Below are 19,710 nucleotides of genomic sequence, written 5' to 3'. Positions count from 1 at the left end.
ACTGACACTGTAAAAGCCCGCATAGTATAGAGGAAATCAATGTCTTATATACAGTAATTTCTGGTTTACCAATAACAAAAATCCAAGCCGTGAGCAATCGCGACTTGGCTTTGTTGATGACTTAGATTGAAGGGTAAAATGCCAATGCTTAACGGCGTTTTAAAATACGAGTTTTACCCAGTAATGAGATGCCTTTATAGCCACGTAGCTTCAGCGTATCGCCTTGTAATTCTGCTTTTCCAGAAAAGGTTCTGCCAGTCTCTGGCTCAATACCGCTACCATTGACATATTTATTAGGATCGTTAGCATCTGGCTCTAAATCCCACAGCACCGTCGCTCCCGTCAAAGGCTTGTTTTTAAATTTACCTTTACATTCATCACAGACTTTTTTATTTTTGGCACGAGGGTCCAAAATCTCAACAATTTTGGCCGAAAGCTTACCGTTGCTTTCAGAAAACCTTAACACCGCATCAGGCTTGCCACTATCGTTGTAAGTGGTCCACTTGGTATTGTTGAGTTGGTCTGCTGCACTGGCACTAAAACCCAATGCTAGGCCTGCGGTAAGTAAGAGTGATTTTGCAAATGTATTCATAGTACGTCCTTGTGTTATGAAAGAGTTGATACAGTGCTTGGTATCATCTTATAGCTCGATAATACTGTCCTATCATATAAAATTATGATAAATAATCAAGATATCTTAGCATAATTATTAGGTTTTTTATGAACATAAGTTTCTTTTCAATCACTCTTTTCTTACTACTAAAGCTTGATAGCTTTACAGTTTAATAATTATAAAGGTTAATGACTATTTAGCTCAAATAACTGTTTATTTGAAATAGCTATTGAACTTAGACAGCCAAGACAGCCAATTTATTTTCAATCGCTACGATAAAGTCTGTACCAATATCGGTGCCACATTGGTCATCAATCTCACGTACGCAAGTTGGACTAGTGACGTTAATCTCCGTAATACGGCCACCGATTAAGTCTAAGCCGACGAACATTAGGCCTTTTTCTTTGACGATTGGCGCGACCACTTCTGCGACTTGACGCTCAACGTCAGTCAGCGGCATAGCCACACCGCTACCGCCGGCAGCCAGATTACCACGGGTCTCGCCTTTGGTAGGAATACGCGCTAAGCTATAATCGATTACCACGCCATCGACGATTAGCACGCGCTTATCGCCTTGTTTGATCTCTGGTAAATAACGCTGTGCCATAATTGGCAAGGTCTCAAGCTCAGTTAATATCTCCAGCGTCACTCCAATGTTTGGGCTATCAGCAGTCAAACGAAAAATACCAGTACCGCCCATACCATCTAACGGCTTGACGATAACGTCTTGCTGTTCAGCGATAAACTTGCGAATATGCGCTTGTTTACTGGTCACAATCGTTGGGCTCATATAGTCGCTAAACCAAGTTGCAAACAATTTCTCATTACAGTCGCGAATTGCTTGTGGGTCATTGACCACCAACACACCTGCCGATTTGGCATGATCGAGCATATAAGTCGCATAGATAAAGCGCATGTCAAACGGGGGATCTTTACGCATCAAAATCACGTCATAGTCGCTGACTGACACTGTCGCCTTGTCGCCTAGCGTATAAAAATCTTCAGGATTGCGTGCAACGGTTACTGGCTGCGCATCTATCATCAGCTGCCCACGATCCAACCATAGATCATGTATTTGGCAATAGCCCAGTGTGTGTCCTCGATCTTGTGCTGCCCACATCATCGCAAGGCTGGTGTCTTTTTTATAATTAACCCGCTCGATAGGATCCATAATGACGAGTATTTTTAGAGATTTTTTTTGCTTTTCTTGGCTCATGATAAGGCTCACTTACGTTATATTATTATTAGAATAGATTCAAACTTCAGTACCCAACTATACACCGTACTGCGCGCGGTAATGCTGCATTTTTGCCAGTTGCGTCGCATCTTTATACTGACCGCTTTGTACGTCATGGTCATCCGCTAAATAGCTGATTAAATCGTCGATATCGACGAGTGCACGTACTGGTACTTTTAGGGTCGCAGCAAGCTCTTGAATAGCAGAATGATCGCTTTGGCCTTTTTCTTTACGATCAAGGGCCACTATAATACCGGCCACACTAGCACCTGCTTGCTCTAAAATATCGACCACTTCGCGCATCGCTGTGCCCGCCGTAATCACATCGTCAAGTACCCAAACGGCTTTGCCACTGACATCAGCACCTACCAAATTACCCCCTTCACCGTGGGTTTTGGCTTCTTTGCGGTTATAACCCCACTTGGCATTGATGCCGTGGTGCAACCATAGCGCCTGCGCCGTTGCAGCAACGAACGGAATACCTTTATAAGCGGCGCCAAAGATTACCAGCTCCTGCTCATCTGTACCATCATGATTGGCAGTTATTTGCTCAGCCAGCTGTTCAGCCAAGGCGTCGGCATAACCACGCGCCAATAACGATAACATCTCACCGCTCGCCAGCAAACCGGCATTAAAGAAATACGGGCTGATACGACCAGACTTGAGCACAAACTCACCAAACTTTAAAACTTGATTATCTAAAGCGAGTTGAATAAATTGGTGGGATGAGAAAGAAGGGTTTTGAGCATGAGACATTATGGCGTTCCTATCGTCGAAAAGAAGGTCAAAAAACTGGCATTATTGTACGCATTATTGGTCAGCTTGACCAACCATTGATATCGTAATCCTGCATATTGGGGTAACGAGTCAGTAGCCCACTACGTGATGAACAATTAAAATAACACTGGCCATCATGGCTCACTTGTATGTCCCAGCCTAAATGATAAGCGGCAACAATGATATGCCCAGCAAATATGCGCATCTGACGATAAGCATGGCGCTGGGCGGGCTCACAAACAATTTGGCTAAGCAGATAGCTGCGTACATGCTGACAGATTTGCGCAGCGCTATAGCTATGATTGATGCTTTTGCGCGTACTACATTGCTTTAGGGCATGAACGGCGACACTACACGCCATAATATCCGTCGCCAAACTGCCCTCGCCTGTCTCAAACTGCTGCGGCTGCAAAACCACTTGCCAATCATCGGCATAGAGGCTGCTGAGTAATTCATCAGGATTATAGTGTTTGGTCAATGCACGCAGCGACGCTGAAGTACTTTTGGTGCTCTTATTAATCTTGTTCGGATCGCTCTGTAGCGGACTATCCGCAAGCGTAAAACCGTAACGATGCAGTTTTGGATAAGCACGAAGTACTTGCTGAATATCTGACATGTCCAACAAAGTCATATCGGTTAATGGCGATAATAATGGCTGCTCGCTATGATTGTGATAAAAGCTGTCGGGAAACTCAACAAGTTGGGCGGCATTGAGTAAGGACAAATGCTCAGTCAGCGCCTCTGAGGCAATAAGCGCCCACTTCGATAGTGTCGCCTCATTAGGCTGATAAAAGCGCGCAGAATTCCCATAAAGCCGTCGTAATTGACCATTTAAGCGTCGAGCAGGTTCTGGAATATCACTTAACGGACGTGCAGGATCAAGGGGCGATTGACTGGGATCAAAATTGGGATGGACGATTGCAGGCTGCTGTGAATCAGCTAGCATGGATGATTGCTCAGCCTTTTTTTGCACATGGTTTTCTGCCAGCTTACCGCCTTCTGCTGCCAGATTAGCATGAGACAAACGGTCATCAGAAGTAGAAGGCTGGGTCATGAAATCTCCATAAACTATAAAACATAAAAATAATTCTAATTAAATCAAACTATCATCTTACTCTTGATAACTCAAAATATCACGATAACCTGCTTGCCAGTCAGGATAATTCAGCCAAGCTAACGGAATGTTGCTATGCAAGCGCTTCCCCGTAACTGCTGTTTTTGAATGATCAATAGTAGGCGGTGTCTCACCTATTTGCTCGCTTAACCAAACGCCTAGCTCATGAGTGGTGACGGGCGCATAGTCAGTGGCGATATAAAGTGGCTTTGGTGCCTCAATGGTCAGGACGTTGGTGATAATATTGACCAAATCACGATCCATAATACGATTACTCCAGTGCTGTGCGGCTACTGGCTCTTTTTGTTTCTCTTTGGCCTTGCATAAGCGCATGAGACGCGCGCGACCATAAATACCGCTCGGACGAATGATAACGGCTTTATCGCCAAAGCCTTGTTGCAGCACTTGTTCTGCTTGCAAGATTACCTTTGATGCTTCGCGCTCAGGGCTGACAGGCACAGTATCTGCATCAATCCATTCGCCACTATCCTGACCATAAACACCCGTTGAGGAAATAAAAACAACGCGCGCAAGGTTGGTTAGCTTATCCGCAAACTCTGCTAAGTGTTGATTAATCGCCAAATAACTGTCGTGATAACCGCTGGTTGAATACTCATCAGGAGTGACGATAATTGCAATATGAGTAAATTCTTGCAGTTGGGCAGCGCTAAGCGTCAACGCATCAGCTTGCATAAACTTTGCATTACTATTCAAATCATAATGCTCGCGTTCATTGCGGGCAAGGCCTGTGACCGATGAGCCTTCCTCAGCAAGTTTATTGGTAACGGGCAAACCAATATCACCTTGTCCAATAATCAGTAAATTTTGCGTACTCATAATGCGTCCTTTCTTTAACAAAAGCCTTTTGGCACAAGTTTTTCATTACCAGTCTTTCACGCACCATCTAAAAATACTACTTATGAAGACAGCGGCTAGAAATAGTGGTTAGAAATAGCGTCTGTATGACAGCTGCACGTCGTCATTAGCATCGATGCGATCTTGCCATTCATAATTAGCATTAATACGTAATGCTTGTTTTTTATCGATATCGTATTGCAGACCTAACGTTGAGACCGGCTGCCAGTAGTGACCGCGAGCGTTAGAGTCATCACTGCTGCCATGATACCAATATGGCAATTGCAATTCAGCCTGCGCGCGTAACTGATTGTTAATCTGATAACGGCAACCAGCATTCACGCCTGCACCTACTCGAAAGCCTTTATTGATACCGCGCCCTGCTTGCCCCGTGCCTGATAGCAATGCGTAACATAGCTGCGGCGGCATCTCGCCAGTACCAGCGCTTGGCGTACCAAACGCCCACGACCAGCCCGTCTCATAGCCCACGCTCCCGACCAAATGATCGCTGCCAGCTTGCTGTGAGCCATCGTTTACTCGGGTTGCCTCGACACTGACACCCCAAGTTTTGCCTTGCTTAGCGCTATTTACCGGGTTAAATGAGCGGCCACGCAGCAGTGTAATGTTCTGCAAGACCACGCTGTCCAGCTGTTTATTGTTACTGTTGTCATCATTATCATAAAAGCGTAGCGTCGCTGCCAGCCCTTCTAAATTAAAAAACTGTGAAAACCCAGTGGTACGATCAAGGGTGTCATGAAAACCTGCACGCACACCCACATCGATATAGTTATTGTCACCGCGTTGTCCGACACCAATCTGCGCCATTTGCAATGGATGTCTATCTATTGGGTTATTGTTCGAAGCGACGATAGGCAGGTTGCGTATGGTTTGACCATCTGCTGACATACTGGATGCTGGATTGCGCTCTGCAGATTTGATCTCTTGGGCTGCCTCTTTAGGCAATGGCTGATAACCTAGCTTAGCGGCGACCTTGGCTTGATTGAGCGCGGCTTGACGCACAGTATCATCAGCTGGCGTATAACTAGGGTTTGCCAGTAAGTCTTCTTCATTAAGCAGCTGAATGACGTCAGAAGGTACGACGGCATAAGGCAGTCGGCTTAATAAATGCTGCTGTGGGCGCACGACGTCGATAAGACGTAAAACCTCAGAGGCGCAATTATCGGTGGTGAAGTAATACGGTAACTCTAACCCTTTGGTCTCCCAAACATGCAACATGATTTGCTGCACCTCGCTTGGGGTCAAATTCAACTGATACGTCCACGCATCACGCTCATCGTCTTTGAGATACTTCGCCAGCTTTTCTGGATAAGGATCGATTTCGATGGCGTTATCATAGCCACCTGTCATAGATTTGAAAGCATAAATCAAAAAGCTGTCGTCTGGATCACCATCGACCGTATAATTCAGCGCGTAGGCATGATGAATCTGACTGGGATCAGTCACACTGACCTTTGAGTCAATACGCAATAAAGTATGGGCAAAGGCTGATATAGGATTGTCCAAATACTCTTCGGCAAACATAATAGACAGCTGCTCGGGCGCTAGTGTTTGCATCCACTCATTCAACTTTGGACACTCAGCTTGCCAGTTTGTCTTATCAATATTTAGCGTATCAGTCAGCCATTGAACGCGCGCTGGGAAACGACAGAGCACCGAGTTATTAGCGGTATTGTTTTTAATCGCTGTGTTTTTTTTAACGGTCGTGTTAGGCGTCGGCGCTAATTCTTCAGCAAGGGCGACCAGCAACGCATCAAGCTCTGCACCTGAGTCTTGTTGACCTTTTTCACTCAAAAAGAAGCTAGCATCCTCAACGAGACTTGTGTCTTTTTTCTTACCAATTAAGTTTTTTTGATCATCAAAGAAGTACAATAAACGTCGCCATGTCGTATGCTGGGCTAGGTTTTCTGTTTTTGCCTTCTCGCGCCACGATGTTAGCAGCTGCTCGGCAGTAATGTTGGTAATACTACTGACGTTATTATCGACACCGCTAGTAGTTTTATTGGTGTGTGGCTGATCAGTGACATCTTTATTTGAGGTGCTATTTGGCTTGATGTTATTATCTAGCTCAACCTCAGCTTTGTTATCTAACGCTAAGGCGCCTGTGGTCACAAGCTCTGCTGGCGTTGGTAAAAATGCCTGCGCTTGTACTGTCAGTAACAGACCTGCAATCGTTAATGGTAGACGCGCGCGCCTGCTCATCTTTGTTGGCGTATAATCTGTCGCCAACAAGTTGAAATGCACCACAAGGTTTGAATATATAGACATGAGTAATATCTCGCACTGTAGAAGCCATACGCTCATCGCGTTATTGGATCTATCGAATCGTCAAAAGAAGGTTGTGATTGGCTATTTTTTAGAGAGTTTTGCTATTAATTAATAAAAAATTGGTAATGACAAGCATTTGCTACGCACTTATTAACAAATTATAAAAAGAGAACACTATGTCCACGACATCGCCAATGATTATAAAGGATGGGCGCTTATCCTCAGCCACTTGGCTTATGTCGCCGAACTATAATAAACGACCCGACAACCTGACTATTGACACCATTATCATTCACAATATTAGCCTGCCACCGAACGAGTTTGGGGCGTATGGCACTGACGGCATGCATTATGTAAAAGCATTATTCACCAATCAATTGAACTGGGAAGCGCATCCTTATTTTCAAACCATTCAGGGCGCAGAGGTCTCAGCACATCTATTTATAGAACGTGATGGTGCTATCACACAGTTTGTAAACTTTGCCGAGCGCGCATGGCATGCAGGCAGATCCAGCTATCTTGGCCGTCCTGAATGTAATGATTATAGCATTGGCATCGAGCTGGAAGGGTCAGATTTTGTGTCCTTTACCTCTGTGCAATATGACACACTTGCAGCCGTTATCGCTGCACTATATGACGCCTACCCCAAAACCCGCCGACACTTAACTGGTCATAGCGATATCGCACCGGGTCGAAAGACAGATCCTGGCGATTATTTTGACTGGGCGAAGTTGCGCGGGCTGGTAGCGCGAAAGCTGAACGACTAACCTATGACAATTAGCAAGATAGCGATTACTCATAATAACAGCAGCATTCAATTCCACATTCAATTCATTTATCTATGCTATAGATATGCCATGAAAATGCTATAATCCGTCAGTTTTTTGACAACAGTAAATCAGCAAACAACCATCCCTAAACAAACTAGCAGAATAGGTTCTCATGGCAAAAAGTCGGTTATTTCGTTCAACCATGGTGGTCAGTAGCATGACCATGCTGTCGCGTATTTTGGGTTTGGTACGCGATATTGTGTTATTAGGTGTCTTTGGCGCAGGTGGCCTGATGGATGCTTTTTTAGTCGCCTTTAAGATACCAAACTTTTTGCGGCGTCTGTTTGCTGAAGGCGCGTTTAGCCAAGCTTTCGTGCCAGTACTGTCCGAATACAAAGAAAAATATAGCTTACAACAGGTACAGATATTAGTCAGTCGTACCTCAGGGGCGCTGTTGTTGATTCTATCCATGCTCACCGTGGTCGTCATTTTGATGGCGCCGTGGGTAGTGACTTTATTTGCTCCTGGATTTGCTGATCAACCTGGTAAATTTGCCATCACCGCCGAGCTGCTGCGTCTTACCTTTCCCTATTTATTATTTATTTCTATGACCGCTTTTGCTAGCGGTATTCTGCAAAGCTACGGGCGTTTTGCTGCGCCCGCTTTTGCACCGGTGTTACTAAACTTGTGTATGATTGGCGGCGCATTAATTTTTGCCCCTATGTTCGATACACCGATTATGGCGCTTGGTTATGCCGTTGCAATCGCTGGTTTACTACAGCTCTTATTACAACTACCGCAGCTTTGGCAACAAAAGCTGCTGGTCGCACCCAAGGTCGACTTTCAGCACGAAGGCGTAAGACGTATTTTGAAGCTTATGCTACCTGCCATTTTTGGCGTCTCTGTCACTCAGATCAATCTGCTCCTCAATACCATTTTTGCCTCATTAATGATTGGCGGATCGGTTTCTTGGCTCTACGCGGCAGAACGTATGAGCGAGTTGCCGTTAGGACTGATTGGCGTAGCGATTGGTACAGTCATTTTGCCAAGCTTATCAAAGAGTGAGGCGCAAAAAGACGACGTTAGCTTTAAAAAGACCATCGATTGGGCAGCACGACTGATTATTTTAGTCGGTGTGCCAGCCTCAGCCGCCCTATTTATACTGGCTGATGTGCTGATGCAAGCGCTGTTTTTGCGTGGTGAATTTACCTTGCGTGATGCGCAAATGAGTTCGCTGGCGTTACGCAGTATGGCCGGTGGGATTTTAGGCTTTATGCTCATTAAAATATTTGCGCCCGCATTTTTTGCCCGTCAAGACACTAGAACGCCAGTAAAAATCGGTATCATATCGGTCTTTGCCAATATGGTTTTTAGTGTGATTTTTATCGGGATATTCTACTTTTTAGAGATACCTCTGCATGGTGGTCTTGCCCTTGCGACCACAGGAGCGGCCTTCGTAAACGCGGGCTTATTATATTATTTCTTACATAAGCGCGATATTTTCCGTTTTGGCAACCATTGGAAAAAGCTGTTTGCCCAGTTTGCAATCTCTACCGCCTCTATGGTTGCCATCCTTTATATCATGTTGCCCTACTTCCCAGCCGACGAGGCTCAGTGGCGACGTATCGCGGCTCTGCTCATTATGTGTGCAGTAGGTGCTTTGGTTTATGGGGTGGTATTACTAGCAACAGGCTTCCGTCCACGTCAGCTAAAGCATGGCTAATTTATCTGTGAATGTTGAATAAATGACTTACTAAACCAAAACAAGCTTAATATGAGAATTGACAGTGAATGCCGCTGATAGTTGCCATAATTGTTTATTGATAAATAAATAAAATCTGAGGGTTACTATGACAATCAAGCATTCGATGCTGCAACGCTTACCAATGCTAATAACCGCTAGTGTATTGAGCACTGGATTGCTCATCAGTGGTTGTAGCAACAACGATAATGTAGAAACAGATGGCGCAAACACAGCAAGCGATACAGCCGCCATCGCTGACAACCCTGAAATCGATGCAGCCAATCAAACGGCAGGCGTTGATACGAAGAGCACGGTTGCAGGCGAGCAAATGACTGATAGCGCTGAAGACGAAACAGCTATTGATAGTGACAATATTAACCCTGTGATAAGCGCAGATAAAGAAAACGCCAAGCAGCCAAGCTTAGTCACTAACCCGACTCAATCTGGTACGCCAGAAGACACGGTTAAGCAAGCATTAGATAGCTTATATCAAGGTGACGTGAAAAAATCAGCCGGATACTATAAAGTAGACATGGCAAACTTTGAAGCAGAGCTTGCTAAGACGCAATCTGCTTTTCAGCAAACCGTCGATGGTGTTACTATCCTTGATACGACATATAATGCTGATAAAACTCGTGCAACCATCACTGGTGAGCTGATGCTAAAGGGTCAGAGTGAGCCCGCACCCTTGACTTATGAATTGCAAAAAATAGCGGGGCAATGGAAAATTTTGGGTTAAGACGCCACCCTGTATTCTTCCATGAGCAATTTAGAAAAAACCACTTTTTTAAAGTGGCTTTTTTGGCAATACTTTATCTCAATCTCACAACAATTCATCTGCTGTCACTGCTTTACCTAGCATCACGACATCAGCGATAAACCCTTCCATATCGCAAACTTTTGGCATGTAGCCCCACTGCTCAAAGCCAAACTTACGGAACAGTCCTAAGCTTGGCTGATTATGGGCGAACACAAGGGCGACGATATTGTTAATACCGAGGCTTGGCGCTTGTGTCATCATCCAGCGTATCAGCGAGCTACCCAAGCCCTGCCCATGATAGTCCTGATGTAGATAAATACTAATCTCACTGCTGATATGATAGGCCATACGTGCGTACAGATCACTATAGCTGCCCCACGCCACTATCAGTGCTGACGCTGTTTGCTCTGCGCTTTCGCCAGCCGTCGCCACTGCTCTCACGACATAAATAGGTCGAGTAGCACTATTTAAATGCTCATCAAACCAAGCCTCGCGCTCTTCACAAGTCACGTGTGTCAGATTGGCCGTTGCTTGTTTGCCCGCGATGCTTTGATTATAAATAGCCAAAATTTCTGATAAATCGTTCTGACTTGCACGCTCGACAACGAACGAATCGTTTAGATTATATTTTGATAAAATAGGCGGTATAGTAGTCAGGGCAACGTCAGTCATAATATCTCCATCGTTAATGGCGTGGTTGGTAATAGCTGCTGGTAAGTGACAATCATTAAGTGCTGTCCATCTGCAATAATGTTGGTAAATGAACTATCTATTTAATTGATACAGCAGTGATAAATAATGACACTTATCGCCTCTTACTTCGATTATGGACGGACTATAGGATGTTAGTAGGGCTATTTTACTTTATAATGGCTGCTTTTAGACACATCGATTTTTAGTATAGGTGTGTTTTTTCGTTTTTTATCTGGTCTTATCATAGCTGAAAACTTATGAATACCTACTTTCTTGAGCAACTGATTGCGTCGCCGAGCGCTTTGCCTACCAACACTAGCCCGATAGACCTGGCACCTTGCGTGTTGACTATCGGTAATTTCGATGGCGTCCATCTGGGTCATCAAGCGATGCTGTCCCAAGTTCGGGAGATTGCCCAAGCACAAAACCTTGGCTCTGCCGTCATGATATTTGAGCCACAACCTCGTGAGTTTTTTGCTCCTGACACTGCCCCTGCGCGCCTGACCAATTTGGCAGAAAAACAAGCATTGCTCGCCGAATATGGTGTTGAAACTTTGATTGTAGCAGGCTTTGATGCTGATTTTCGCTCGCTATCGGCCAAAGCTTTTGTGGATATTTTGGCACTGCGCTTAAACGTTAAAGCCTTAGTGTTGGGTGATGACTTTAAATTTGGTCATGACCGTACTGGCGACAGTCAGTTTTTGCGAGATTATGGCTTAGATGTGACCAACCTACATACGGTTACTGATGTTAGTGAAAAAGCGGCGCGCATTAGCTCCACTCGCGTTCGCGACTTATTGTTGGCTGGCGACCTTGACGCTGCTAATGCGCTACTTGGTCGCGATTACGCTATAACAGGATTGGTAGTCGGCGGTGATAAAATCGGTCGCACTATGGACTTCCCTACGGCAAATATTGACTTAAAACGCTTAAAACCAGCCTTACATGGTATCTTTGCCGTCGATGTGGTGAGTCTAGACGATGATGGCAACGTCATCGCTAATGGTTTAACTGCACAAGCAACTGATGGAAAAACAGGCGTGGCAGGCTTGCGTCCGCATAGCTTATTTGGCACTGCGAGTATTGGTATCAGACCTTCTATTGATAAAGAGCATAACTGGCGTTTGGAAGTGCACTTTCCAGAATTGCAAGCGGATTTGTATGACCTGACTATGCAAGTACGGTTTTTACATTATTTGCATGGTGAACGTCATTATGATGGTTTAGAGGCGCTAAAAGTCGGTATCCATAACGATGTAAAAGCGTTACTCGAATGGCGAGACGAGCAGCCTAATTAGCGTCTTAACTGAAATCATTATAATTAAGATATAGAACAGAGAAAACCCACAATTTTACATTTATAAAATTGTGGGTTTTTTAATCGACTTATTATTTGTTTTTAAACTTATCTAATTTTATGCGTCTGGATGCATCCGTACATTTAGCTCATCAATGGTTTCAACCCATGCGGCATCTTGCGTCCACTCTTCTTGTAAAAACATCCGTTGATTGTCATTCCAAATATCAGACTTTATCAACTCTTCATCTTTAGCCAATTGATGCTTTTCAATAAAGCTATCAATCGCTTCATCAGAGCTATCCAGTCCTAACTGAGCAAACAACTCATTCATGCTATATTCAGGTTCACCTAACATACTTTTTCTCCTTAAATGCTACCAGTTTAATAGTGCTTATTATTCAACCTACGCTATTCATTGTAGCAAGCTTTATTTTAAAAGCTGTTATTCAACGTTAAGCCAACGTTATCAATTATGTTAACGACTCGTAGTATTAAGACAGGCAGGACACCTCCTAATAAAAAACGCGCCCTAATATTAGGGTCTGTTGAACATTTAAATATTAGGACATAAAAAAGCCCTCTAATGACAGAAGGCTTCTTTCTATACTACTTTTAATATCACTGTATCAATAGATTATCTGCTTATGGTAGCAAATGTGATACGGCATCACGCTCTTCGCTAAGCTCTTGCTCAGTGGCTGCCATCTTCTCTTTTGAGAAGTCAGATGACACGTCAACGCCGTCTACGATAGACCAGTCGCCGTTAGTGCAAGTCACTGGGAATGAGTAGATTAAGCCCTCAGCAATACCGTATTCGCCGTTTGAGTAAACGCCCATAGAGACCCAATCATTCTCATCGCTACCTAGCGCCCATGTACGTACATGGGCAATGGCTGCGTTGGCCGCAGAAGCAGCAGATGATGCACCGCGAGCTTTAATGATTGCAGCGCCGCGTTGTTGTACTTCTGGGATATAAGTACCTTCGTACCACTCACGATCGACTAAATCTAGTGCTGGCTTGCCGTTTACAGTTGCAGCCGTTAGATCTGGATACTGAGTTGATGAATGGTTACCCCAAATGATCATTTTTTTCACGTCATTAACGGTGCTGTCCGTTTTGCCAGCCAACTGTGCCATCGCACGGTTATGATCTAGGCGAGTCATAGCCGTAAAATTACGTGGATCTAAATCTGGTGCATTACGCTGAGCGATAAGCGCATTGGTGTTCGCAGGGTTGCCGACGACCAATACTTTTACATCACGGCTAGCAACGTCGTTCAGTGCTTTACCTTGCGCTGAGAAAATCGCAGCATTGGCTTCTAGCAAATCTTTACGTTCCATACCTGGGCCACGCGGACGTGAACCGACTAGCAGAGCATAGTCAACATCTTTGAATGCAACGGTCGCATCATCAGTTTGAACGATACCGGCCAATAATGGAAATGCACAGTCTTCTAATTCCATGACCACACCCTTTAGGGCGTCAAGTGCTGGGGCGATTTCAAGCAATTGCAAAATAACTGGCTGATCTTTACCTAGCATCTCACCAGAGGCAATACGAAATAACATAGCATAGCTGATATTACCAGCGGCACCAGTGACGGCAACACGTAAAGGCTGTTTCATTGACATTGAATACTCCCTAATTATAGATTAGATAATTCACGATTCTAATGAATAGTTCTGATTAATGATTCTAATGGATGGTTCTGATTGATGAATATCGTTTGAGATAGCGATCTGCTCACTGTATATAGCAGTCATAAACCGATAGCTAGTGTAGCACCTCAGCCTATTAATCGTCTAGAGAAAGCAAGAAGGCTATGCACGACTATATTGTTACATTTTATACGGGTAGCAAGACAAAGCTGATAACAAAGCCTTTGGTATAAAGGTTTAAGAATAAAGATAAGGGGATAAAAAAAACAGTGTTAGCAACAATAATTTAAGAGCAATCCTGTTTGTAAATTAACACATATCAATCAATTAGCCGTCGCAAAGGACGTTACTTACCACCTGAAATAATGAACTTTTTGCCGCAATTGTCTACTACCTCATTACAGCTACCAAATTCGCTACCTTCATAGCAAACGTGGACATCGATCAATATTGTCTGGCGTCGACTGCCCGCTTGGCAAATTAAGTCGATGCTAGAAGCTGGCATACCACTATTAAGGCGGGTCATCTGCCCAATAAAACGTGATTTTGAGACAGTATAACTGTTGCCCGTATTCAGCTCGTTAGGCAGTTTTAGAGCGCTGGCATAGTTGGTGATTTGGCGAAAATAATTGCTGGCACTCAATGGACTACAGGCACCATAATGTTGCCATACTTGGCTACGTACCGTGGTGTCGGGCATGATGCGATTGACAACTTTTAGCTGCAATGGGGTCAGACGTGGCTCGGCACCGCGCCCGCAGCGCTCGCCATAACCCATATCCAGACCTGATACGGTTAACGAATAACCCTCTAAACATTGACGCATACGCGCTCGTGTTGGCTGCAAGCTACACAGTGCCGGTGTCATCTCAATCATCAGTACCCGCTGCCCGCTTTTAACAGCGCTGGCCGCATGAGCTGGCATCAGCATCGCGCTTTGTAGCACTAGCAAGGCAGCACCGCTCATCGCCGTATACCCTTTATCCTTACACTTTCTACTTATCGCAGGCTTTTTGCTTACTGCATCGTCGTTCAACAATGCAGATGGCTTAATCGGCGTTGATGTCGACAGCACATCCACCCGCGTCTGATCCGGTAACTGACGATTAGTTTGCGATAATCTAGCGTGCACTGACATAGTCAGATTGAAATATTTTTTGATCATAAGGGATTAAGGCATCTAGCAATGATAAAAGAGTGGGTAAGCTTGGATAAAAGTAATTAAAGTAGCAATATTCATCAAACCAAGCTAAAAATAAACCAACAAAAAATACGGACACTAACTAAAGCAATGGTAGCAAAATGCTTTTTTTAATCTATAGCAGAAACGTAAACATCACTTAAGTGTCGCTTAAACATAAGAAGTAGCATGAAAACTGCTTAGAAGACAAACAACTATGGGGAATGAAAAGTAATATCGAACCATCACGCACTGCTGATATCAATTTTTCTTGCTTGCTGTGCCTGCGCAGACGGAGGCGACAAAAAATTGATATCAGCAATAGCGTCGCGTTTTTAGGATGTTTTGACTATGCCTTGCAGAAGAACAACTGATTGGTGCAAATAAAATTTGTATTTAAAAATAAATCAGTAAAAAAAAGAAACCATTAACAGTTTATCGTTAATGGTTTCTTTTTTGCTAAGTGAGCACTTTAGAATGCAGCAGGAATCGTTCCCATGCGTTGACTAATAGGCTGACTACGACCCAATAAGCTACTATAAATCGTGGCGTTTTCCATGACATGCTTCACATAATTGCGCGTTTCCGGAAAAGCAATTGACTCAACGTATTGGTCGGCATCGAGTGAACCATAAACTGGCTGCCAGCGCTTGGCATTATTAGGACCTGCATTATAGCCGGCTGTTGCCAGTACTGGCTGATAGTTTAATTTGCCCAAGATATCACCCATATACCAAGTCCCATAACGGATATTGGTATCGCCACTGTTAGCGCGACTGGCACTATAAGTCTCACCTAAATTACGGGCGATATATTTTGCTGTATCAGGCATGACTTGCATCAACCCACTGGCACCAACACCTGAGCGCGCTGAGGCTACAAATCGACTCTCTTGACGCATGATGCCATAAGCCCATGCCGGATCAATCCCCGCTGATTGGCTGTAGCGAACGACGGCATCTTGGTGCGGCATCGGATGCGATAAAGCCAAGCTGTCGACTCTGTCAGTATTGTCCACAGCATAAATTGCTCGATCGAGCCAGCCCATGTCATGTGCCAAGCTCGCCGCAGCGATAATCAAATTATCATCACGATTGTCACGTGCTTGCTTGACAGCCCAATTCCATTCACGATTGGCATAGGCACGACTGGCATCAGCATTGTATAAAGCAAACGCCCGAGCGAAGTTAGCGTTTTGCATGACGCGTGCACGATCGGCAGTACTGACATTTGGCAAGTTGCTACCACCCAAACGACTGGCATCAAAACGTTGACCGGCTTTGTCTTTTGCCATTAAGCCGTAATACTCATTACTTTTTGCCAAATTCTGATACATCTTCTTAGCGGTATTGCGCTTGTTAGCATCGCTTGATTGCTCATAAGCACGTGCCAACCAATATTGCCATTGATTGCCTTTTTGCGTTTCACTGTCCATGTGAGCGATGGCCTCGACCACATCATCCCAACGCCCAAAGCGAATGGCCGCCATGGCGTAGTCTTCGGCTTCTTCAAAGTTAAAGTCATCGTCTAAGCTACTACGGAACCAATCAACCGCCTCAGCATTAAAGCCATCATCGGTATTATGGTTCATACGTTGCACCCCAAGGGTACGATACGCATAGCGACGCGTCTCATCATTTAACAATCTCGCTGAACGCTGATTGTCTTGCTTGATATCAAAATCTAGCTGCAACGCGGCTTCACGATAAGATTTATCTGCTAGGCGACCCATCGCATATAAGTACAAGTATTGATTGGTTTGACTGTTTGGCTCACGGGTAAAACGGGTAAAAAATGAAGACGGGCTCAGCTGAATCTCACTGAGTGCAGAATAAGGAATAGGCGTGCCCAGACGTGACGACAACGCCATGATATCGCCCGTTTTACCCTTACGTAGCATGCGCTTCAGGCGTGCCGCTCGATCTTGATTGCTAATCATAGGGTTGTTGTTCATCTCCATCGCCAGCTGATCACACAAGGCGGGTTGCTTTTTGGTCGTCAGCCAAACATCCGGCTTGGCTGCCATGGCGCGCATGGTATCGCCACCATTATTAAACCCAAGCGCAACGGCGCACTTCTCACTGGCATCGGCATTGGTGATCAAATTTGCCACTTGGCGTACTGAGGCATAATCATTAGAGCCTGCTTTGGTTTCCGCAAAATCAGCCACGAGCTTTTCGGCCATGACCGTATCTGGATATTGACGCACAAACTGCGACACTGCTGCCGAGCTTTGGGAATTTAGATCTAAATTCATCCGCCAGTAAGTCGGATACATCGCAAACAAACCGCCACTCATCATTTGCTCATAATTATAGAGCGCACTGACATCACCACGATCGGCGGCGATGGCTGCTGCCGTGAATGAGTCAATACTGCTGTCTTGCTGATAAGTGCCGTAAGATACTGGCTCAGCACACGCCACCTGAGACAAACCTAAGGCGCCCATTGCCGTGGCGACACTCAGCGCTCCAATGCGCAGCGATCTGGTATTCATAGGACTGACTTGCTCGCTAGTCTTGGCTGTGGGTATGGCATTGACGTCATAACTGTCGCTATGGTTACGTTTGGCAGCGCGGCGCTTTGTCATACTTACTCTCTTTATCATCGTAGTGGTATTTAATCGTTGGCTTGTCGGTGCTTATCTTTGTTGAGGAAATGTTTTATCAAGAATAATGTTTTGTCGAGGACATTTTTAGAATAGGCTCATCATACTATAGTTGTTTAACTTTCAACCAGCATCCTTACCATTTGTTAATAATTAGGACAGCAGCACGAAACATAAAAGTGATAGAAGCATAAAAATGATAATAGTATGGCTAACTCGTAGAGATAAACAATAAAATTTTCCATAATAAGACAAATTAGCTACGCCTTACCAATATCCACTACTTACGGTAGTAATATTGATCCGCCTTAGCACTAATTTATGCATGCCTACCTTTGGCATCAACAACAGTACAAGCTAAATACTTTATGAAAGGTTAGCGATTTTCAATCTCTGCTCTATTATTGATAAGCAATTGATACTATTATGAATAATTTATCCTGATTATAATCGAAAGCACACGCTTACTTTTCACATTAGCACAGGGTTGTGATAAAATACGCCACCTGTTAATCGCTTACCCCGCTATATTTTAGTCAATCATGGACTTATCCTTATGAGTGTTACTGTATTCAACCCCCGCATTAATGACGCTGCCGTTGCTAAGACGACTGTCACCGCGCCTGCTGTCACTGCACTCAATGAGACAAGTTCAGCCCAAGCGCCTGTCAATAAAGCGCCGACTAAAAAGGTGTTTGTCACCACGCAGGGCTGTCAGATGAATGTCTATGACTCTGGCAAAATGCTCGACGTGCTAGGTGATTCACACGGTATGGAAGTGACGCACGATATCGATGAAGCCGATGTGCTGCTAATGAACACCTGCTCCATTCGTGAAAAAGCACAAGAAAAAGTGTTTTCGGAATTGGGTCGCTGGCGCAAACTAAAAGAAAAACGTCCTGATTTGGTCATCGGTGTCGGCGGCTGTGTGGCCTCGCAAGAAGGCGATAACATTCAAAAGCGCGCACCTTATGTCGATATGGTTTTTGGCCCACAAACCTTGCATCGTTTGCCTGAACTCTATGATCAATCAAACGAGCAACGTGAAATTGCGCCTAAGAATCGTATCGGTACGGTAGATGTATCCTTCCCTAGTATCGAGAAGTTTGACTTTTTACCTGAGCCGCGCGTTGAAGGCTATAAGGCCTTTGTATCCATTATGGAAGGCTGCTCAAAGTATTGTTCATTCTGCGTTGTTCCTTATACGCGCGGTGAAGAGTTATCGCGTCCACTGGATGATGTATTAGCAGAGATTGACAGCTTAGCTGAGCAAGGCGTGCGTGAAATCAATCTATTGGGTCAAAACGTCAACGGCTATCGCGGCCAAAAAGACGATGGCAGTATTTGCCGTTTCGCTGAGCTATTGCACTATGTCTCACATGTCGATGGTGTCGAGCGCATTCGCTATACCACCAGTCATCCGCTAGAGTTCACTGATGACATCATTGACGCTTATGCCAAATTACCAGAGCTGGTATCGCACTTGCATCTACCGGTTCAAAGTGGCTCAAACGCTATCTTGGCGGCGATGAAACGTAACCATACTATTGACGTTTATATCAATCAAATCAATAAGCTTAAAGCCATTCGTCCTGATATCCATTTGTCGAGTGACTTTATTATTGGTTTCCCCGGTGAGACTGAGCAAGACTTCCAAGATACGTTGAACTTAGCAAAAGAGTTAAATTTCGATCACTCTTACAGCTTTATCTATTCGAAACGTCCGGGTACGCCAGCAGCAGAATTACCCGATGATGTGAGCTTCAAGACTAAAAAAGAGCGCTTGGCTGAATTCCAAAAAGTCATCATCGACTCAACGCTCGCCAAAACCCATGAAATGGTTGGCACTACTACTCGCGTATTGGTTGAGCAAGTCGCCAATCGTCATCCTGATTGCTTAATCGGTACGGCGGATAATACACGTACGGTCATGTTCCCTTATGACGTTGATACAATGGATGAAATGTTGGGTAAAATCGTGAGCGTACGTATTACTGACTTTGTGAGTCCGCATATGGTGAAAGGTGAGCTAGTCGAGGTATTGGCTTAAATTTTTAGAAAAATTGAATGAATGAAAAAGCCGTTCGCTATTTAATAGTGAACGGCTTTTTTAT

General features: G+C 44.5%; 16 protein-coding genes. 5 read left to right on the top strand and 11 right to left on the bottom strand.

The genetic code is table 11. From position 1 onward, the window contains the following. Positions 1–148: 148 nt before the first annotated feature. The 6 genes from W293_RS0110590 to W293_RS0110565 form a co-directional block, all read right to left on the bottom strand. On the bottom strand, positions 149–592 hold the full coding sequence (locus tag W293_RS0110590) for a DUF2147 domain-containing protein (RefSeq protein WP_025652408.1): 444 nt from the start codon (positions 590–592) through the stop codon (positions 149–151). Positions 593–848: 256 nt separating this feature from the next. After that, positions 849–1,829 (bottom strand): glutathione synthase, encoded by a 981-nt coding sequence (gshB, locus tag W293_RS0110585; protein WP_025652407.1) that lies wholly within the window; start codon positions 1,827–1,829, stop codon positions 849–851. 57 nt (positions 1,830–1,886) lie between these two features. Further along, a complete protein-coding gene (pyrE, locus tag W293_RS0110580) occupies positions 1,887–2,606 on the bottom strand; it encodes an orotate phosphoribosyltransferase (protein WP_025652406.1) in 720 nt (239 codons plus the stop codon). A 61-nt stretch (positions 2,607–2,667) separates the two neighbouring features. Continuing rightward, the gene (locus W293_RS0110575; protein WP_025652405.1) at positions 2,668–3,681 is read right to left on the bottom strand and encodes a hypothetical protein; all 1,014 of its coding nucleotides are present in this window, start codon (positions 3,679–3,681) and stop codon (positions 2,668–2,670) included. Between the two features lie 57 nt (positions 3,682–3,738). Next, entirely contained in the window at positions 3,739–4,578 is an 840-nt protein-coding gene (locus tag W293_RS0110570) for an SDR family oxidoreductase (protein ID WP_025652404.1), read from the bottom strand. A gap of 108 nt (positions 4,579–4,686) precedes the next feature. Then, the gene (locus W293_RS0110565) at positions 4,687–6,882 is read right to left on the bottom strand and encodes a DUF4105 domain-containing protein (protein WP_025672656.1); all 2,196 of its coding nucleotides are present in this window, start codon (positions 6,880–6,882) and stop codon (positions 4,687–4,689) included. Positions 6,883–7,058: 176 nt separating this feature from the next. Here W293_RS0110565 and ampD point away from each other — a divergent pair, with 176 nt between their 5' ends. From ampD to W293_RS0110550, 3 genes are all read left to right on the top strand, one after another. Continuing rightward, a complete protein-coding gene (gene ampD / locus W293_RS0110560; RefSeq protein WP_025652402.1) occupies positions 7,059–7,649 on the top strand; it encodes a 1,6-anhydro-N-acetylmuramyl-L-alanine amidase AmpD in 591 nt (196 codons plus the stop codon). A gap of 175 nt (positions 7,650–7,824) precedes the next feature. After that, positions 7,825–9,375: a murein biosynthesis integral membrane protein MurJ gene (gene murJ / locus W293_RS0110555; protein WP_025652401.1), complete on the top strand. Its 1,551-nt coding sequence runs from the start codon at positions 7,825–7,827 to the stop codon at positions 9,373–9,375. Between the two features lie 127 nt (positions 9,376–9,502). Next, complete coding sequence (locus W293_RS0110550; protein WP_025652400.1) at positions 9,503–10,135, top strand: hypothetical protein; 633 nt, start codon at positions 9,503–9,505, stop codon at positions 10,133–10,135. 84 nt (positions 10,136–10,219) lie between these two features. Here W293_RS0110550 and W293_RS0110545 read toward each other — a convergent pair whose 3' ends face one another. Further along, a complete protein-coding gene (locus W293_RS0110545) occupies positions 10,220–10,828 on the bottom strand; it encodes a GNAT family N-acetyltransferase (protein ID WP_025652399.1) in 609 nt (202 codons plus the stop codon). 278 nt (positions 10,829–11,106) lie between these two features. On the opposite strand from W293_RS0110545, the gene ribF reads away from it, so the two are divergent. After that, on the top strand, positions 11,107–12,147 hold the full coding sequence (gene ribF / locus W293_RS0110540; protein ID WP_025652398.1) for a riboflavin biosynthesis protein RibF: 1,041 nt from the start codon (positions 11,107–11,109) through the stop codon (positions 12,145–12,147). A gap of 117 nt (positions 12,148–12,264) precedes the next feature. On the opposite strand, the gene W293_RS0110535 is transcribed toward ribF, so the two are convergent. The 4 genes from W293_RS0110535 to W293_RS0110520 all read right to left on the bottom strand — a co-directional run bounded on the left by W293_RS0110535 (position 12,265) and on the right by W293_RS0110520 (position 17,485). Further along, positions 12,265–12,504, bottom strand: a complete 240-nt coding sequence (locus W293_RS0110535; RefSeq protein ID WP_025652397.1) for a DUF2789 family protein — start codon at positions 12,502–12,504, stop codon at positions 12,265–12,267. A gap of 287 nt (positions 12,505–12,791) precedes the next feature. Further along, positions 12,792–13,775 (bottom strand): malate dehydrogenase, encoded by a 984-nt coding sequence (locus W293_RS0110530; RefSeq protein ID WP_025652396.1) that lies wholly within the window; start codon positions 13,773–13,775, stop codon positions 12,792–12,794. Positions 13,776–14,154: 379 nt separating this feature from the next. Continuing rightward, positions 14,155–14,946, bottom strand: a complete 792-nt coding sequence (locus W293_RS0110525; RefSeq protein ID WP_025652395.1) for a hypothetical protein — start codon at positions 14,944–14,946, stop codon at positions 14,155–14,157. A gap of 514 nt (positions 14,947–15,460) precedes the next feature. Beyond that, positions 15,461–17,485, bottom strand: coding sequence for a lytic transglycosylase domain-containing protein (locus W293_RS0110520; protein ID WP_264673013.1), 2,025 nt, complete (start codon positions 17,483–17,485; stop codon positions 15,461–15,463). 667 nt (positions 17,486–18,152) lie between these two features. On the opposite strand from W293_RS0110520, the gene miaB reads away from it, so the two are divergent. After that, complete coding sequence (gene miaB, locus W293_RS0110515) at positions 18,153–19,646, top strand: tRNA (N6-isopentenyl adenosine(37)-C2)-methylthiotransferase MiaB (RefSeq protein ID WP_025652393.1); 1,494 nt, start codon at positions 18,153–18,155, stop codon at positions 19,644–19,646. The last annotated feature ends 64 nt before the right edge of the window (positions 19,647–19,710 follow it).

The organism is Psychrobacter sp. TB67, from assembly GCF_000511065.1.
GTDB classification, from domain to species: Bacteria; Pseudomonadota; Gammaproteobacteria; order Pseudomonadales; family Moraxellaceae; genus Psychrobacter; species Psychrobacter okhotskensis.
This window is presented reverse-complemented; position numbering and strand designations above follow the sequence as displayed.